Genomic DNA, 19265 nt, shown 5'->3' with positions numbered 1-19265 from the left:
TACAAGTAACTTACAAAAATTTTTCTATAATCTTAATGAATCTAGTGCATTTTTATCTAAATTTTCAATACAGATAGCATTATCTTCCACAAATGCTACCTTAGGCATTAACTCTTTAGTCTTGCCATATGTTTCTAAATCATCCGAACAGCGTCCTATTGATGTACCAATTCTAAGCTGTATAGGACTCATATCAAGGGCTATTATAAAAGCATCATTATTTCCATCTATGCCTGCGGCCGCTTCTCCCTTCAAAGCTCCCAAAACAATTATGCTTCCCTTGGAAGACACCTTAGCACCCGGATTAATATCTCCTATAATTATAACACCTGTGTCAAATTCCATCATCTTACCTGATCTGAAATATCCTTTATGAATCTTAGCAAGGCTCATATCTTTAGAAACGGCAATTTTGTCCAGTTTGGATTTGAATTGTGCTTCCCTTACAGGATCGTGATCCACAGTACATACTATATTCAGAGAAGAATTATCAGTAATAGCTTGTATTATTTGCTCTTCTTCTTCAAAAGCAAGTTTTCTACCATCAAATGCAACTGCCATATCTGCATTTCCAAAAAAATTAGCTGATTCTTTAAACTTATTTCCTACCGCTTCTAATAAAGAATCAAATTCCAAATCTTTATCAAGTATAATCAAAAGTCCAAAATTATTAGCCTTAATAACAACCGGTTCCTTCATTTTTCCTCCTATATTAATCTGATATTATGTTATCCACATTATCTTCAACAGCTTTCTTACCCAGTGCCTCATCATCTCTGTCTCCAAAATAATACTCATAAAAGTCAGCTACCGCCCTTGCCGCATTAGCAGATGTATAGGCATATGGCAATACACAGGTAACTGATATTTCAGGCTTATCATATGGAGCATATGACGTAAACAAAGCATGATCTCCCCTCATATTGGAGAACTGTGCTGTTCCTGTCTTCCCGGCAATTTTTACTTTAATATTCTTAAAAAGCTCCTTATGGGAACTTCTATCTCCATTTGCAGCCAAATACATACCATCTTTTATCGCACTCCAAATTTTAGAGTCAAGTTCTACCTTAGGTGATTTTTTATTAACACTGTTGGATATTGTATTTTTAATCTTCTTTCCATCAATATTTTTAATTTCGCCTATAACTGTAAGATAGTTTAGATTCCCGCCATTCGCTATACAGGATGCATATCTTGCAATCTGGCTTGGCGTAAATGCATAACTACCCTGTCCTATTGAAGATCTCACTGAGTCTGTATCAGATATAGAAGGTTCATATTCATATAATTCAATTCCTGATGTAACTCCCTCTTTAAATCCAAACATAGCTGCATACTTATTTAATTTATCAAGACCAAGTTTTGAATTATACTTTCCATCTCTATCTAAGCTCATCCTGTATCCTGTTTCATAAAAGAAGCAGTTACAGGATACCTCAATGGCAGTTCTGACATTAATATTTCCATGCGGTACCTTACTCCAGCATGAAGCAGGTTTATCAGTCTTTGTAAATATGACATTGGTATGAATTTTTTCATTTTCACTAATAACACCGACACCAAGGTCAGCAGCCGTAGAAACCATCTTAAATGTAGAACCGGGTGCTGTTTTTTGCTGACAAGGCCTGTTAATCAGAGGATATGACTTATCAGCCTGAAGTTTTGCATAATACTTAGCATTAATCTGATTTGCAAGCTTATTATTATCATAGCTTGGATAAGTTACCAATGCCTTTATTTTACCGGTATTAGGATCCGTAATCACCATTGAACCCGAACAAGGATCAAGTGCTAGTCTGGCCGGTGTTATTTCAAGGCTTTTAATCTTACTTCTTATAAAATTATAAGGAGATTCTATTCCTGATAGCAGATTATTATATGCCTTATCATCCTTTTTCAGAAAACCTTGTGAAAATAATATCAAGCAAACTTCAGTACCTGATACCACATTGTCAAATATTAAATTTTTATAAACAATCTTCTTAAATCTTAAATCAGATGATACATTATCAAAAATATTTTTTAATAATATCTTATATATCTCATCCATACTTAAATATTCGCTTCCAATATTAAGTTTTTCAAGATTAATCCATCTTTGTGAAATTGCATATTTAAGAAAAGTGCCTAAACTCTTTTTTCCTTCGACATAAGCCTTGAAATTATCATCATTTTCATCTACCATTTCAACATCAATCAACTTTTCAGCCTTTATATAAGAATATAAATAATCAATATATTCACTCATAGCCTTATTATCTCTTTCAGCCTTTACATCGTTTATTTTAAGCAATTCCTTCAGCTTAATAATTACTTTATTTTTCTCAGATTTATACTTTGAATAAACACCCTTTTCAACTTTACTTGCCTTTTTCTTCTCAAGTCTTCCCAAATCTACTGCTCCGTTATCAAAAAGAGCATTATATACTTCATAAATCGGTATCATTATATTATAGGCATTTTTTCCTCTTTCACCATAACTTGCTGAATTATGAATTTTAGTTAACAACACTGTAGCAAGTTCCTTTTCAAGTATATTATAGCAGTTTTTTTGTAATTTACTGTCAATAGTAAGATATATATCATTACCTGCCTTAGGTTCTGTTATAGTTTTCACATCTGTGACATAGTATCCGGAACTTAAAGTTGCTTCTTCCGACCCCTTATTACCTCGCAGGTATTTTTCAAAAGAATATTCTATTCCCGTCTTACCAATTTGGTCAGTAGAGTTATAGTATTCTTCTTTATCTGCTGCAATTTCATTTTCATTAACACTACCTGTATACCCTATAACATGAGCAAAATACTTACTTTCATTATAGGATCTGTATGTATGCTCAGCAATTTCAACCCCCGGAAGTTCAGATGAGTATTCAAGTACCGCTGCTACTGTCTTTTCGTTTACATTTACAGCTACCGAAATCGGATTCCCTTTATTATAAGTATTTAACAATAAAGCAAATCTTATCTTCATTATTTTAAGAGTATCATCAATACTATATTTATCGCTTATACCAAACATATAATCACCGCTTTTTAAATGATTATATACCTGTTCTGCAGTTGCATTTCTCTGCTCTACCGTCAACTTTTCTATAGATGTGGATTTATAAGCATCTCTTTTAAATCTGTTTTCGGCAGCACCTTCTACAGTAAATTTTAATTTTCCATATTTATCTTTTTCAATAAAAAATTCCGGAAACAGTTTATCACCACTTGACTCAATGATTTTAATAAGCTTATAAATCATTTCATTCTTTTCTTCTTCAGTTGCAAATGCCTTATAATCCTGCATTGTGACACTATAAGAGAGTTTATTGTATGCCAAAAGCACTCCGTTGCAGTCATAAATATTCCCTCTGGTTGCCTTGGTTTCCCGAATTATAGAATCGTATTTATCAATATTTTTGCCTATATCTTCCTGCTTCACTACCTGAATTGTAAACACTTTATAAATAAGCAACATACTGAATGTAGAATATATCAAAATCAGTGGAATGGTACGTGTTTTAATAACATTTTTGACAAAAACCATCAAATTGTCAAACAAAACTAGACTTCATCCCCTTTCCCTATCATTTCAAGCCTAAGATATATATAGTCTATAGCCTTATACAATACCGCCGAAACAATTACAGTATATATTGCTTCGGGCAAAATTATCTTCATCATATAATAAGGCAAATCTAATCTGTTCCTAAGCAGAAATCCGGTTACAAAAATCAAAAAATTAAGCACAAAGTCTGACAACCCTACTAATCCCATAGGAATAATGACAGACTCACTGGTGTAGAGCTTATCGCTAAATCCAACTAAATACCCAATTGTGAGATAAATCAGTGCATAATATCCAATATAGTCCGATTCCGTTAAATCCAAAAACAGTCCCATGAAAAAACCCATAATCATTCCTTGAATTTTTCCATATTTATATCCTATAAATACAACTAAAATTATCAAAATATTAGGCTTTATGCCGGCTATTGCTATTTTATTAAATATTGTAGTCTGCAAAAGATACAATATTATCATCATTATAAAAGAACATATAATGCGTTTCATCAATACAATTCTTCCTTTTCACGAGTAATGATAAGCACCATATCAAGTTTGGAAAAGTCAACTGCCGGCGTAAGATAACCGGATTCCGTCATGTTTGACGGATCTACCTTTATGTTACTAACATAACCGATAAGTATTCCCGGATGAAATTTAGGACTTACATATGAGGTTACAACTTCATACCCGTCTTTAACTCCTGAACCTTTTTTTATATCAGCAACTTCAATATGCCCTTCATCAAGCAGTTTCAAATTACCTTTTACCGTACAAGTATCTGATGTATCAAGAAACATTCCTCTTACATTACTGCTATCGTCAATTATTGACCTCACTATAGAATTGTTATGGTCTGCCTTAATTATTATGCCTACAAGCCCATTTCCGGCCATTACATTCATACCCGGCTTTATACCGTCATTAGTACCCTTATCTATCTTAAAATTATTATACCAGTTATTAGTATCCTTCGAAATGACTCTTGCTGCCACCTTAGGATAATCCGCATAAGTTTGATCCAAATTATATAGTTTCCTAAAGTCATCCAATTCATACTTTCCCTGAATTAAAAGCTTATTTTCATAATTAACTTTATCCAGCTTTTCGGTCAGTTCTTTATTCTTTGCAAGCAAATCCTCGATACTTTTCAAATAATCAAACTTTGCAGTAAAATAACTTCCTACTTTATTTATTCCTACCTGCATTGGTGTAATTACATCTCCTGCAACCGTCTTAACAGGACCAAGTTTATCAGAAAAGCGATAGGATACAACTAATAATATCAGGCACAATAAAGCTAAAATCATAAACAGATATCTTGGAACAATTTTTATTTTTATTTTACTTTTTCTTTGAGATACCATTATTTACATTCCTTAAATTAACCGAATATCCCGGCTGCCTGTATATATAAGGCAGAGTCCTGTAATTGTCATCATCAATTAACTTTCCAAGCCCATTGATGACACTATCCTGAGGATCTTCCAAAATATTGATTTTAAGATTCGTTTCTTTGTTTAAAAGCTTATCAAAATTTCCAATTAAAGCAGAGCCCCCGGTCACATAAATACCTGCATCTATTATATCGGAAGATACTTCCGGAGGAACATGCTCCAATGTACTTTTAATATTTTCCGTAATATTTTTAAGATCTTCTTTTATAGCTTCATACACAAGGTCTGACTCTATCTCCATCCTCTTTGGAAGACCTGTAACCACATCCCTTCCATTTACCTGCATAGTCAGCGACTGTCCCGATATAGCCCCTGCAATACCCATCTTAAGCTGTTCTGCATTGCTCTTTCCTATTACAAGTGCACACTTCTGTCTTATATGATTACATATTGATTCATCAAACTTATTACCTGCTGTAGGAAGGAGTCTGCTTCTTACTATACCGCCAAGAGCTATTATGGCAATTTCTGTGGTATCCGCTCCAACATCTACAGTCATTACTCCCCTAGCCTTCATTATATCAAGCCCTGCAGCCATAGCCACACAGATAGGCTTATCTACCAGTGAAACACTTTTAGGTTTTAGAGCTGATTTATGTATCAGATCGGCAAATGACCTCTTCTCCACTTCTGTAATATCAGTTGGAAGTGCAATTACAAAGCTGGTTCCTGATGCTTTTTTAGCTTTTCCATACAATCTGTCAAACGATGTATTAAAAAGAAACTCCATAGCACTTACATTGGCAATCACTCCACGGTTTACGGGATATATTACCTCTATGGTTTCCGGAGTCCTTCCTACCATTTCAGCCGCTTCATCGCCTATAGCCCTTATTTCATCCCTATTTTCCATGGCTATGCAATTCTCTTGGTCAAAAATGATTCCATCACCTTTTCTATAGTATTTAATTCTCTTAGTACCAAGATCTATGCCAATACTCTTTCCAAGCATAATTAAGTCCTTTCTATCTCTATTTTTTTATTTTAAAATCAGCCAATCCTTTTTCTCTAAAACTTATATAACAGCAGTCTCCAATAATTATATGATCAACAAGCGGAATACCTATCAGTTCAGATACTTCAATAATTTTATCCGTAATCCATATATCTGCTTTACTGGGAGTAGGATCACCGCTTGGATGATTATGAAGAAGTATCAAATTAACTGCTTCATGCTTAAGTGCCTGTATGAAAACTTCCCTTGGCCGTAAAAATGACTGATTAATAGTTCCTATACTAATAGTCAGTTCCTTAATCAACCTGCACTTTATATCCAAAAGAAGCAACAACACATGCTCTTCTTTAAAATGCCTCATTTCCTCCATATATCTCGCAGAAATCTTTGCTGCCGTATCCAGCGGTTCATCATATGAACGGCGTGATTTTGCTATTCTTCTCGCCAACTCACAGATAGCAATAATCTCAACCGCTTTTATAGGACCAATTCCTGAAATCTTACAAAGTTCAGCCTCAGTTTTCCCATAAAGCCCCGCAAGAGTACCTCCTCCTAATTCCAAAACCTCTCTGCAAAGTTCCATACAATTAAGTTTTTTTGTTCCTGTCCTAAGAATTAGTGCCAAAAGTTCAGCATCTGTAAGCATGTTAATTCCTTGTTTCCGATACTTTTCAAAAGGCCTTACATCTTCGGGTAAATCTTCGATTCTTATAGTTTCCATAATCTTCTTAGTGTAAAAAGGAATAGTCATCCTATATTTTAACACAATTATACTTAAGAGTAAATATCTTTAAAATACAAAAAAGCCACTTCATATTAATATAATGAAGTGGCTTATATTGTTTAATCAATTCTTATGCTTCAACTTTAACGATTTCTTTCTTATTGTAAGAACCGCAAGCCTTACAAACTCTGTGAGGAACCATAAGCTCTCCGCAGTTACTGCATTTAACAAGTGCCGGAGCACTCATCTTCCAGTTTGCTCTACGAGCATCTCTGTGGCCCTTAGAACTCTTATTCTTTGGACAGATTGACATGTGAACACCTCCCTTATCAATACTTTATACATTGTATTCAAAAGGATTTATCACATAGATAATAATCCTCGAATAAACAATAAAATTTCATACCCAAGTATTTTACAAGCATTTAAACGATTTGTCAAGTATTATTTTACCAGTTCAAGAGTATCTTTTGCAATAGCAAGTTCTTCATTTGTAGGAATAACAAAAACCTTAACCTTGCTGTCAGGTGTAGATATAAGCATATTTTTACCTCTCACACTGTTCGCTTCATCATCAATTTTTATTCCGAGGTATTCAAGATTTGCACAAATATCTTTTCTTGTATGTGCTCCGTTTTCACCTACACCTGCGGTAAATGCTATTGCATCCACACCGTTCATAGCCGCTACATAAGCGCCTATATATTTAATTACCCTGTATTTAAAAGCATCATTAGCAAGTTTTGCTCTTTCATTACCTTCAGCCTCAGCCTTATCAATATCCCTAAAATCACTTGATACACCCGAAAGGCCTAATACTCCTGATTTCTTGTTAAGGAGATTGAGGATTTCATCTATACTCTTATTCTCATGATTTGCTATAAACTGGATAACTGCAGGATCTATATCTCCTGATCTTGTACCCATAATGAGTCCTTCAAGTGGAGTAAGTCCCATTGAGGTGTCTACACACTTTCCATCTATTGACGCTGAAATTGAAGAACCGTTTCCAAGGTGACAAACTATAACCTTTCTATGTCCCTCAGGAAGTTCACCAAATCTTATTGTTTCGCCTGATACAAACTTATGACTTGTTCCATGGAAACCATAGCGACGAATTGAGTATTTCTCATAATATTCATAAGGAATAGCATACATATGTGCCTTTGGAGGCATCACCATACCGAAACCTGTATCAAATACCGCAACATTAGGTGTACCCGGCATAGCTTCTTCGCAAGCTTCAATTCCCATAAGATTAGCAGGATTGTGAAGAGGTCCAAGATCAAAACAATCCCTGATAACCTTTTTAACATCTTCCGTTACAACAACAGGATCGCTATAAACTGTACCTGCATGAAGCACTCTATGTCCTACTGCCGCTATCTCTGAAACATCAGAAATTACTCCATGCTCCTTATCAGTCAACGCATCCATAACAAGTTTAACTGCAACTGTATGATTAGGCATATCATGTTTAAGTACAAAATCTTCCTTACCTACAGCCTTGTGTGTAAGCATAGAACCATCAATACTTATCCTCTCACAAAGTCCCTTTGCTATTACTTCTTCTGTCTCCATATCAATGAACTGATACTTAAGAGAAGAACTTCCACAGTTAAGTACTAAAATTTTCATAAAAAATACCCCTTTATATTTATTTAATCATATAATAAAAAATACCATTACATCTGAGCCTGTACAGCTGTTATTGCAACAACTCCAACTATGTCACTTGCCGAGCAACCTCTTGAAAGGTCATTTACAGGACCTGCAATTCCCTGAGTAAGAGGACCGTACGCTTCAGCCTTTGCAAGACGCTGAACTAATTTATATCCAATATTTCCGGCATCAAGATTTGGGAAGATAAGTGTATTTGCATGACCCGCAACCTTACTTCCCGGAGCTTTAAATTCTCCAACTGATGCTACAAGTGCGGCGTCAAGCTGAAGTTCTCCGTCAAGAGCAAGCTCAGGGTTTTCAGCCTTCGCAATCTTAGTTGCCTCCTGTACCTTAGTAACATCATCATGCTTTGCTGAACCCATAGTAGAATATGAAAGCATGGCTACCTTTGGCTCTGCCTGAACCAAAGCCTTAAATGATTCTGCTGATGACTTTGCTATTGCCGCAAGCTCTTCCGCATTCGGATTCTGATTAAGTCCACAATCTGAGAATACAAAAGTACCCTTCTCTCCCATATCACAATTAGGAACTTCCACTATAAAAAATGATGAAACTAACTTCGTGCCCGGTTTAGTTTTAAGAATCTGAAGACTTGGTCTTAAGGTATCAGCTGTAGAATGACAAGCTCCTGAAACAAGACCGTCTGCATCTTTCATTTTAATCATCATTACACCGAAATATGTGTTACTTGAAGTAAGTATCTTTCTTGCCTCTTCCTCTGTCATCCCCTTACTTTTTCTAAGTTCCACTAAGCCTGCTATATAAGCATCCAGCTTTTCGCTCTTCTCCGGATCTATTATCTTAGCACCGGTTACATCAAATCCGCCCTTCTTAGCATCCTCTAATATTTTCTCCTCTTTTCCAAGAAGAACAAGTTCTGCAATCCCCTCTTTAAGGACAGCATCAGCAGCCTCTAAGGTTCTCATATCTTCACTTTCAGGAAGAACTATTACCTTTTTTGAAGATTTTGCTTTAGCCTTGATTTGATCAATAAACGACATGACTTTTACTCCTTTCAAACTATATTAAAAATTTAAATTTATAAAAATATTTTGGGAAAAACCAATTATAGTAAATTTATATAAATCAATTCGTTTTGTCCCACATTCTATTATAAACCTTTTACTAAAAACATACAATGGAATTTAAATATTTTTTTGCTTAATAGTGAATTCCAAAGAAATTTCCTGTTAAACACAGATAAAATCCCATAAACAGACACATAATAAAATATCTGTTTACGGGATTGTAATCATTAATAAGTATAAACTACATCCTTGTAATCACTAAAATTCTTATACATAGAATATTTCTGTTTTGCTCTATACATCTGTGCATCATAGGTAGTATCTATAACATTCCACTTAGAATTAGCGTATACATTATTCCATGCATGGTATACTTCTGCATTAGGTGTATAACCTGTAACTACCTTGGTAGGCACTCCAACACTTCTAAGCATTGCAGCCATAAGCACCGAATAATCATAACAAATTCCCTTTTTTGCATTATAAACCTTGGTAACATCAGGAATATAAGCTGCTGTCTTAGCTATGTCATTTATATTCTTAGCCTTTGCATTATCATAAGAATAGTTTTTCACTACAAACTCATAAATATACTTGATTTTATCATTATCACTTCCCTTACCTGCCAGTGACTGTGCTTTCTTAATCGCTATATTGGTTTTATCCCAGTCAATTATATAATTTGAAGAAAGAAATGCCTCATTATCACTTGATAATGATTGTGTGACACTAACTGTCTGCATAACCGCATACTTTGTACCGGAAACATTTCTGCAAAGGATGAATTTATACTCTCCATTTCCTTGAGTCATAGGGATTTTTATATCTACACTTCCTTTTGGAATATCATACTTATATTGTGTCCCTCCTGTAAGCTGAACAATCAATTTAACTTTCACATCATAGTCATTGTTGTAAACTAATTTAACTGTACCGTCATTTTCATTTTCAATTGTTGCACTGTCAGCATAAGCCGTATCATATCGTGTACAGCAGATAAGAAACAGCATCATTATGACCAACATGAATTTATTTATCTTTTTCATAATAGCCTCCTTGGTTACATTTTATATTTCTTTTGTATAATAATAACTCTTTTTGAAACCATTTTCAAGCACTTTTCTATCTTTTATAATTAATTAAGTTAAAAAAAAGCCCAAAATGCCGGTTTCCGACTTTTGACTCCTAGCTTTTACCAGGTGGGCAACCGCACATACCATCTGTCTTCCACTGTAAAATGAGGCTTGACATCAGAATATAAATATAGGAATCCCTTTTTCAGTCATGTAGGTTCAAAATGTCAGAAATTATCGAACATTCCAGGCTTCATAAGCTGTTTGTTCTTTCTATTGAAATATTATACTAAAAAAAAACTAATTTTTCAAGTTTTATTAATTACAATCATCATATTTAGTCCTATCTAAAATGTGTATTTACCTTTAATTTTATGCAATCTTCGCAATCACATTCTTTTGCAGGCAAAAATTCTTTTTCTGACAGGTCTTTCGAGTTATACTTCGCAGAAATTTTCCCCTCATTTAATGTTATTTCCACACCTCCCATATGGTCTGTCCTAAGTATTTTTCCACCTTCCGCCCCCATCCTTTTAAGTGCATCTTTGTGCGGATGACCATATCTGTTCATAAGACCACAGCTTATCATATACAATTTAGGATCTACGGTATGTAGAAAATCCGATAAAGAGGAATTTTTACTTCCATGATGACAAACCTTCAATATGTCACAATTCAATTCCTTTTTATCAACATATTTCATAACCTCTTCTTCAGTTCTGCTTGCTATATCTCCTGTAAATAACATAGATATATTTTTATATTCCATACGCATAACTATAGAAGCTTCATTCTGATCTTCAATAACTTCATCTCCCTTAGGATAAAGACATCTGAATTTTATACCATTTTTCTTAATCTCATCATCTTTTTTCATATAGAGCAGCTTTATCTTTCTATTTCCGGTTAAATTTTTTAATTTGTCAAGTTCTTCACAATTTAAATTTTCTGATTTATAACTAACCGATATAACTACCCTTTCTACATCTATTTCAGGACAGCCAAGCAAATCGTTTACTCCATTAACATGATCCTTATCCATATGTGAAACAAAAATAGTATTTACCTTACTCCAACCTTTTGACTTCAAAAACGGAAGCAGCCTCCTCTTCCCTACTTCATCCACTGTTGTGCTTCCACAGTCTGATATATACACATTTTTACAACCGTCATGCACTACAAAACAATCTCCCTGACCAATGTCCAACATATTAATCGAAAAATCTTCCTTCCTATATATAAGAATGAGAAAACTGAAAACCAGACTTGCAACTGTAAACAAAACATATCTAAAACGATTGGTTTGAAATTTTGAATTATTTTTTAATCTTTCTATTTTATCAGCCCTTCTCCTTAATGATAAAATATTAATCAAAATAAATAAGAATGAATAATAGATAAGAACCTGCCACTTCTCAGGTTTTCCTAAAATCAGCCTAAAAGATACAAAATCATCGCCAATCCTGCAAAGAAAGGTATAAAATTTTAAAATATAGTATGATGCTCCCAGTATAAAACTTCCTACTGTTTCGGAAATTAATGCTATAAATCCACCAAATAGTCCTGTTATTACCAACACAGACATAAGAGGTATAACTATGATATTTAAAAATATTCCAATAAGAGAAATTTCATAAAAATTTATTAAAATTACCGGTAAAGTTGCGATATTTACACTTAAAGAACAAAGAACCGAGCTTAGAATAAAATATCCTGCCTTTTGAATTCCCTTTTGATTACAATTCTTTACATTACATATATACATAAGTTCAGGCATTATATAGAATATCCCTATTACTGCAAGAAATGAAAGCTGAAATCCGCTTTGGTAAATAACTCTGTGATTAAAAAACATAATGATAATAGCCGAAAGACTGAGAGCACTTGGCAGATCATAACTTTTTCCAATAAGAAATGAAAAGAAAAATATACACATCATAATTACGGCTCTGGCTGCCGAAACAGAAAAACCGGTAAAAGCCCCATAAAGGACTAAAATAATACCGGCCGCAACCAGTGGAAAAGAAAAACTGACCTTGAGTTTTTTTAAGAACAGATAGATAGCTCCTCCAACCAGTGAAATATGTAAACCTGATATCGCAAGAAGATGACTTATTGAATTTTCCTGATACAGTTCCTTTATTTCTTCATCTAAATTACTTTTATCTCCCAAAATCATAGCAGACAGGCTTCCTGCATCTTGACTTCCTAATATTTTTTGATATTTTTCAGAAATATCAAAATTTATTTTACGAAGATAGCTGTCTAAATAAAAATCTTCTCTTAATAAAGTTACTTCATCAGCCTCCAGATTACCTATAAAACCTAAATTTGTATAATATGTTTTTGAATCAAACTGTCCGGTATTAGCAGGCTCATCAAATTTTTTAAACTTACCCTTACAGCTTATGTTTCTGCCATAGAGTAAATTGTCAAGTTCCTTATCACCTTCCTCACCTTTTCTTCTATTAATCCCACAAGCTGCAAATAGTTTACTCTCTTTTATCTTAACAAAAAATTTAGGAACTGCTTTAGGTCCATCTTCTACTCTAAGCCTAAAAGTTTTTTCTCCAAATTTCTTATCATAACCTTTAATTCCGGTTACCCTGCCTTTTAATTTCATCACTCTTCCAACATATTCTGAATTTACTGTTGGCATTATTTCATCATAAATTACAAATATTAATATCAGAATTAATGCCATCACCGTCAAAGGTCTTTTAACTTTCAGCAATAATATCAAACTTCCTTTCAACCGGTAAATCTATAGGCACAGTTTCCCTATAATATCCTATTGGTTTACCATTTATCCAAAATTGAACTTTAGTAACACTTCCTATATCCGTCAGTGAATTTACAATAGAATATACTACTACCTCATCCGCAACTCCATCACGGCCTTCAAGAAATTCTTCACTAAAATCTACATAACAGATTCCATCTTTAAAGCTGACTTTATTTATTTTAGTTCCGGCCGGCAGAACCGGAGACAATTTATCATTTTCTAAAGGTCCTGCCAAAAGCTGTCTTATTACAAGTTCTTCTAAAGAGATAGTACCATCAAATTCCACATTATGTCTTGTATTAAAAAGTTTCTTTCCTTTTAAATCTGTATAATATAAACTTACCTGTACAGTCTGATAATATGTGGTCTCACCTCCGGTATTATCTATAAAATCCTCGCCCGCCATAGCTCCCACAGGATTGGCTTCAGAATACATCAACGGCTGATTTTCCACAGTATACTCTACTTTACTTATACCATCTATCTGGCATAAAGTCTTTACTACACTTGCCCTTCTTAATATCTCCGAAATGCCGGAAAGCTGATTATAATTTTCAGAAAAATTAATGGATAAAACCTCTCCATTTCTCTTTATATCTTTTACTTTTATCTCATCAGGTATGGACTTTTTTAAATTTATCCCCTCCGGCACATCTGTAAGCTTACCAACAAGCTCATAAACCAGCTTGTCAATATCCGATTCTTTAGCAAAATAGTCCTCAGTAACTAATTTATCTTCCAAATTATTGACATAATAAATTTTATAATAATTCTTATCATCAGTCATTTCCCGTGTAGATGGGTTACAGCCTGCCAAATTAAAAATAATCCCCAACAAAAATATACTCAAAACAATCTTTGTAATTTTACAATCTGACAAGTTTCAATCCACCACCCTTCTTTTTGTCTTTATATTTTTTAGGAGGAATATAACTTAACGGTATTCTTATAGTGAAAGTTGTACCATCATTCTCCTTACTATAAAGACGGATTTCTCCATGATGCATCATAACTACACTTTTAGTAATTGAAAGGCCAAGACCGGTACCTCCCGTACCTCTGCTCCTTGCCTTATCTACCCTATAAAATCTTTCAAATATCTGATCCTGAAATTCGGCAGGTATGCCTATTCCCGAATCAACTATTTTGACAAAGAAAAATTTATGATCCGCATTTAGCGACACTCTTACCCAACCATCTTCTTTATTATATTTTATAGCATTTTCAATAAGATTTGAAATTGCAGATGAAAGCTTAACTTCATCAACCTCTGCACTCACTGCCCTGAAGCTCTCAAACACCAATTCAACATGGTTTTTAACTGCAATCGGTCTCAATCTTTTTAAAATCTGTTCGAGCAATTCATTTAAATCAGTTGTTTTAATATTTATGCTCTCAGCTTTTTTTTCAAACTTCACAAGAGAAAGCAAATCATTTATTATAATATTTTCACGCTCTATTTCATTGTTGATGTCTATCATAAATTCTTTATACATTTCAATACTTGCATCAGGCTGGCTTAACAGTGCATCAGCCAATACTTTCATTGAAGTCATAGGCGTTTTTAATTCATGGGAAACATTTGACACAAATTCCTGCCTGCTTCCTTCTAATTTTTTGGCCTTACTCAACATCTTATTAAATGAAAGTGAAATATTTTCCAGTTCTGTATATCCATACACAGAACTGATTTCATCAATATTTCCATCAGTAATTTTATCTATTTCTAAAGAAAGTTTATTTATGGCTTTGGAAATACCGAAAGCATATATAAAAGCTATGATAAGAGCTATAGCGGCTATGATTACAAGAATAGTAACTGCAGTATAAGAAAGTTTCTCTCCTATTGATGATGGAGCTTTTAAAGAGAAACTAAATACCAACATACCAATGACCGACTTATCATTTTGGTTATTTATGGGCAATATAAGCTCCACATAGTTTTTTATCTTATTTCTATATATACTTTCCCTGCCTCCAAGACTTGCTATAGCATCTTCTGAAATAAGTGTCTTATCTTTTTCAAGTCCAAAAGTATCAAAAAGTACTCTAAGATTCTTATCAATGACAAGGGTTCTTCCATCATACATGTTCGAAAAATATTTTATTTCAGATTCAAAATCAGTAATGGTATCCTTATTTATAACCCCCAAAACACTTAAATTATTAGCTATTGTGACACCATATTCCCTAATTATGGAAAGTCTTGTTTCATAAGAATTCTTATCGTATGAAGCTATTAAAATGTTTGAATACACAATTAGAGATGTTAATGTTACTAAAAATACAACCATAAATCCTTGAAATTTTAAGCTTTTTATAAGCTGGATGAACGGCTTAATTTTTAAAATAATAACCCACCCCCCATTTAGTATGGATATATCTAGGTTCTCCCGGAGTCTCTTCTATTTTTTCCCTAAGCCTTCTAATGTGCACATCTACAGTTCTTACATCTCCCGGATAATCAGAACCCCAAATTATATTTAGGAGTTTTTCCCTTGAATATACTTTATTTTCATCTTTAATAAGTAATTCCAAAAGGTCAAATTCCTTAGCAGTAAGATTAATCTCTTCTTCTTTTATATATACCCTGCGTCCCTCAAAATCAATTCCAAGCTCACCGTAAAGTGTCTTTCCCGAAGATTCCTTCACTACTTTATTCTTTTCATTTCTTCTAAGAATTGCTTTTATTCTGGCCTTTACCTCAAGAATATTAAAAGGCTTTGTCATATAATCATCTGCCCCGTATTCAAGTCCCATTATCTTATCTATATCATCACCTTTTGCAGTCAGCATAATTATAGGAACATCCGAGAATTCTCTTATATGCTGACATACCTCAAATCCATTCATTTTAGGAAGCATGAGATCTAAAAGTATAATATCATAGCTTCCTGTTTTAACCATTTCAAGGGCTTCCTCTCCATCATAAGCAACACTGACTTCCATACTGTCCTGCTCAAGCCCAAACCTGATTCCCTTAACAATGAGCTTCTCATCATCTACAACAAGAACTTTTCTTGCCATAATATGTCACCCTTTCTAATCTATATCACAAATTATTTACTAGACACAGATACTATCTTTTATCTTATCAAAAAACTTCTGCTTAATTCCTTTAATCTTCATTAAATCTGTTATGTTTTTAAAACTGCCATTTGTTTCCCGATAATTAATTATAAGTGCAGCCTTTGCTTCTCCAACCCCTTTAATTTTCATCAATTCTTCTTTTGAAGCAAGATTAATATTTATAAGGCTTCCCTGCGTACTCTCAGATGAACCTGCTGATGCAGAAGGCGGGTGTAAAATCTGCCCGTTTCCGCCAAGTTTTTCTATCTCTTTTTTTGACGGAACATAAATCTGCATGCCATCTTTTAACTGTTCAGCTTGATTGATTCCATAGCTTGCAGCCTTATTTGTAAGACCTCCTGCCGCCTCTATTGCATCAACAATTCTTGCATTGGAATCAACTTGGTAAACACCTTCCTTTTTCACTTCTCCACAAATATGTACAAATATCTTAGATGGCAGTTTTTCCTTAATTTCTTCCTGTTGCAATTCAGTTTTTTTAGTAATAGATGACATCATATCTATTTTTGAATTCTCCTGCTCTGCTTCATTTTCTACAACTTCTAACTCTGCTGTGTTTTCAGTATTTTTACCGGAAAACACAAAAAATACTCCGGCTATCCCCACAAAAAGCAGAACCACAATTAATTGCAGCCTACTCTTCATTATACCTCCTTATTAGCCAAAAGTAGGCAGAAACAAAGCACTCCCCTGTTTCTGCCCAAAAAAAGTGTTTAAATTACTCTCCCTAAGAATAATTCTTATAATCAACTAACAAACATCTATATTTTACCTCAAATTTTCAATAAATACAAGTGGTTATTGAAGTCTTTTGTAAATTTTGTTATATTAAAAAGGTGTGCTTACAAGAAAATTGATAATTTTCTTCCCCATCTATCAAAAAGGAGAATTTCTGTGATAACATATATACTTATCGGATTAAATATAGGTATTTACATAGTTTTAAATATGTTTTTACTGCAAAATGGTATTGATATAATATCAAATTTTGATAATTCGTGGATGGCTGTTAAATGGAATGGTGAATATTATCGCATTTTTACATCAATTTTCCTTCATGCAGATTTAAACCATCTCTTAAACAATATGCTCATCCTTTTTACAATTGGCAAGAGGTACGAAAGCATTGAAGGAAGGATTCGCTTTAGCTTTGTTTATTTTCTTGGCGGAATCCTTGCAAGCATAGCCTCTTTGTCTTATAATATGATAATTGGCAAGGAAATTGTTTCGCTGGGGGCTTCGGGTGCGATTTTTGCTCTGATTGGAGCTTCTATATCTTCAGTTGTAAAATGCAGAAACAAACTTAGAACAATTTCTAAAAGGCAGATTATATTATTTGCTGTTTTCAGTCTTTATGCAGGATTTGCAAATTCAAACACTGATAATATAGCACATTTAGGCGGACTTATCTCCGGTTTTATAATCGGTCTTGCTATAACTGAACATTCTCATAATCAGGAAGGTACTTGGCATGAACATTAACATTTATTATGGTGGAAGGGGACTGATAGAAGATCCCACGATTTATGTATGTGACAAAATTACAGAAGTTCTAACAGAACTTAGGGTACAGGTCAAACGATATAATCTGTATGAAGAAAAAAACAGTATAACCATGCTCCCAAAAACACTGAAAGAGGCTGACGGTATTATACTCGCATCCAGTCTTGAGTGGTACGGAATTGGAGGATATATGCTCCAATTCTTAGATGCCTGCTGGCTTTACGGTGATAAATCTAAAATTGCAGGGCTTTTTATGATGCCTGTTGTTACCTCAACTGCATTTGGTGAAGATGATTCTTATCTTAACCTTGTAAGGGCTTGGAAGATTCTTGGAGGACATATATGCCAGGGAATAACTGCCTATGTTGAAGACCATACAGAGTTTGAATTAAACGGACAATACGCAAGAAGAATAGAACGGCTTGCTGAAGACCTTTATAGGGCTATCAATCAAAATCTTACTGTTTTCCCTTCAAGTGAATTTACTATCCGAAGTAATACTGTAGTAGGAAGTAATCTTCCGCTTACTCCTCAAGAAAGTGAACAGCTCTCTGTCTATGTTTCAAATGACAATTATGTTAAAAAGCAAAAAGAAGATATTGAAGAACTTTCACAGATGTTTAGGGAGATGCTTGGAAGTGAGGGAAGTGACCAGAACGATATAATTAAACAATTTAGAAATCACTTCACACCACAGGAAGATTTTAAAGCCACATACTCAATAGAATTGTCTGATTTATCTAAAAACATCATTATAGAGATAAATAAAGAAGAACTTAAATGTTACTACGGCACTCTTGCTGAAACAGATGTTGCATCAAGAACCAAGAGCGAAGTGCTTAATGATATAGTTTCAGGTAAAATCACCTTCCAAAAAGCCTTTATGTCCGGTGATTTGGCTGCAAAGGGCAACTTCAAAACTCTTAGGATGTTTGATACTATATTTCAGTTTCAGAAAGAATAATTAAAAGAAAGGATGAATTATGAAAGACGAAAATTGCATATTTTGTAAACTGGCAAATGGTGATATACCAACCCATACTGTTTATGAGGATGATTACTTAAGAGCAATTATGGATGCTTCTCCGGCTAACAAAGGTCATGTGATCATACTTCCAAAATCTCATGCAGCCAATATTTTTGAGCTTGAAGATGTTTATGTTGAAAAAACCTTTGTACTTGCAAAAAAAATAGCTATTGCCCTTAAAAAGCTGTTAAACTGTGATGGTATAAATATTTTACAAAACAATGAAGCAGCTGCCGGACAGACTGTATTTCACTTCCATGTCCATGTCATTCCACGCTATAACAAAGATAACTGCAAAATCACCTGGACCCAGGAAAATTATGAAACCGGCGAAGCTGCTAAATTTGCCGAAAATATTAATCAAATTTTATAAACTCCGAAAAAT

Annotated in this window: 18 protein-coding genes and 1 other RNA gene; 3 read left to right on the top strand and 16 right to left on the bottom strand. The window is 33.9% G+C overall.

Annotation, left to right across the window (positions count from 1 at the left end; all coding sequences use genetic code 11):
- Positions 1-24 precede the first annotated feature (24 nt).
- From ACTTKP_RS01810 to ACTTKP_RS01735, 16 genes are all read right to left on the bottom strand, one after another.
- The gene (locus ACTTKP_RS01810; RefSeq protein ID WP_442552200.1) at positions 25-699 is read right to left on the bottom strand and encodes a septum site-determining protein MinC; all 675 of its coding nucleotides are present in this window, start codon (positions 697-699) and stop codon (positions 25-27) included.
- A gap of 13 nt (positions 700-712) precedes the next feature.
- The gene (locus ACTTKP_RS01805; RefSeq protein ID WP_442552199.1) at positions 713-3550 is read right to left on the bottom strand and encodes a penicillin-binding transpeptidase domain-containing protein; all 2838 of its coding nucleotides are present in this window, start codon (positions 3548-3550) and stop codon (positions 713-715) included.
- 2 nt (positions 3551-3552) lie between these two features.
- Positions 3553-4062 (bottom strand): rod shape-determining protein MreD, encoded by a 510-nt coding sequence (mreD, locus tag ACTTKP_RS01800; protein ID WP_442552198.1) that lies wholly within the window; start codon positions 4060-4062, stop codon positions 3553-3555.
- On the bottom strand, positions 4062-4865 hold the full coding sequence (mreC, locus tag ACTTKP_RS01795) for a rod shape-determining protein MreC (protein WP_442552197.1): 804 nt from the start codon (positions 4863-4865) through the stop codon (positions 4062-4064). Before mreC ends, mreD begins: the two co-directional genes overlap by 1 nt.
- Positions 4866-4899: 34 nt before the next feature.
- Positions 4900-5964, bottom strand: a complete 1065-nt coding sequence (locus ACTTKP_RS01790) for a rod shape-determining protein (protein ID WP_442552196.1) — start codon at positions 5962-5964, stop codon at positions 4900-4902.
- A gap of 19 nt (positions 5965-5983) precedes the next feature.
- On the bottom strand, positions 5984-6688 hold the full coding sequence (gene radC, locus ACTTKP_RS01785; protein ID WP_442552195.1) for a RadC family protein: 705 nt from the start codon (positions 6686-6688) through the stop codon (positions 5984-5986).
- Between the two features lie 133 nt (positions 6689-6821).
- Positions 6822-7004: a 50S ribosomal protein L32 gene (rpmF, locus tag ACTTKP_RS01780; RefSeq protein ID WP_023353071.1), complete on the bottom strand. Its 183-nt coding sequence runs from the start codon at positions 7002-7004 to the stop codon at positions 6822-6824.
- A gap of 131 nt (positions 7005-7135) precedes the next feature.
- Complete coding sequence (locus ACTTKP_RS01775; RefSeq protein ID WP_442552194.1) at positions 7136-8329, bottom strand: acetate/propionate family kinase; 1194 nt, start codon at positions 8327-8329, stop codon at positions 7136-7138.
- A 47-nt stretch (positions 8330-8376) separates the two neighbouring features.
- Positions 8377-9375 (bottom strand): phosphate acetyltransferase, encoded by a 999-nt coding sequence (pta, locus tag ACTTKP_RS01770; protein WP_442552193.1) that lies wholly within the window; start codon positions 9373-9375, stop codon positions 8377-8379.
- Between the two features lie 254 nt (positions 9376-9629).
- On the bottom strand, positions 9630-10448 hold the full coding sequence (locus ACTTKP_RS01765) for a transglutaminase domain-containing protein (RefSeq protein WP_442552192.1): 819 nt from the start codon (positions 10446-10448) through the stop codon (positions 9630-9632).
- A 103-nt stretch (positions 10449-10551) separates the two neighbouring features.
- Positions 10552-10731: non-coding RNA, 6S RNA (gene ssrS / locus ACTTKP_RS01760), on the bottom strand.
- An 87-nt stretch (positions 10732-10818) separates the two neighbouring features.
- Positions 10819-13209, bottom strand: coding sequence for a DNA internalization-related competence protein ComEC/Rec2 (locus ACTTKP_RS01755; RefSeq protein ID WP_442552191.1), 2391 nt, complete (start codon positions 13207-13209; stop codon positions 10819-10821).
- Positions 13196-14140 carry a GerMN domain-containing protein gene (locus ACTTKP_RS01750; RefSeq protein ID WP_442552190.1) on the bottom strand — a complete coding sequence of 315 codons (945 nt, stop codon included), beginning with the start codon at positions 14138-14140 and terminating at the stop codon, positions 13196-13198. Before ACTTKP_RS01750 ends, ACTTKP_RS01755 begins: the two co-directional genes overlap by 14 nt.
- Positions 14127-15554, bottom strand: coding sequence for a sensor histidine kinase (locus ACTTKP_RS01745; protein ID WP_442552189.1), 1428 nt, complete (start codon positions 15552-15554; stop codon positions 14127-14129). The genes ACTTKP_RS01750 and ACTTKP_RS01745 overlap by 14 nt, the downstream gene beginning before the upstream one ends.
- Positions 15555-15597: 43 nt before the next feature.
- Complete coding sequence (locus ACTTKP_RS01740; protein WP_442552188.1) at positions 15598-16287, bottom strand: response regulator transcription factor; 690 nt, start codon at positions 16285-16287, stop codon at positions 15598-15600.
- Positions 16288-16326: 39 nt separating this feature from the next.
- Complete coding sequence (locus ACTTKP_RS01735; RefSeq protein WP_442552187.1) at positions 16327-16995, bottom strand: helix-hairpin-helix domain-containing protein; 669 nt, start codon at positions 16993-16995, stop codon at positions 16327-16329.
- A gap of 249 nt (positions 16996-17244) precedes the next feature.
- Here ACTTKP_RS01735 and ACTTKP_RS01730 point away from each other — a divergent pair, with 249 nt between their 5' ends.
- The 3 genes from ACTTKP_RS01730 to ACTTKP_RS01720 are packed head-to-tail and all read left to right on the top strand — an operon-like array spanning position 17245 to position 19253.
- A complete protein-coding gene (locus ACTTKP_RS01730; protein ID WP_442552186.1) occupies positions 17245-17832 on the top strand; it encodes a rhomboid family intramembrane serine protease in 588 nt (195 codons plus the stop codon).
- Positions 17822-18817: an SCP2 sterol-binding domain-containing protein gene (locus tag ACTTKP_RS01725; RefSeq protein WP_442552185.1), complete on the top strand. Its 996-nt coding sequence runs from the start codon at positions 17822-17824 to the stop codon at positions 18815-18817. The genes ACTTKP_RS01730 and ACTTKP_RS01725 overlap by 11 nt, the downstream gene beginning before the upstream one ends.
- A 19-nt stretch (positions 18818-18836) precedes the next feature.
- Complete coding sequence (locus tag ACTTKP_RS01720) at positions 18837-19253, top strand: HIT family protein (RefSeq protein ID WP_442552184.1); 417 nt, start codon at positions 18837-18839, stop codon at positions 19251-19253.
- Positions 19254-19265 lie beyond the last annotated feature (12 nt).

The organism is Catonella sp., assembly GCF_052169795.1.
GTDB lineage: Bacteria > Bacillota > Clostridia > Lachnospirales > Lachnospiraceae > Catonella.
Note: the sequence above shows the minus strand (reverse complement) of the source record. Positions and strands in the feature narration are given on the sequence as shown.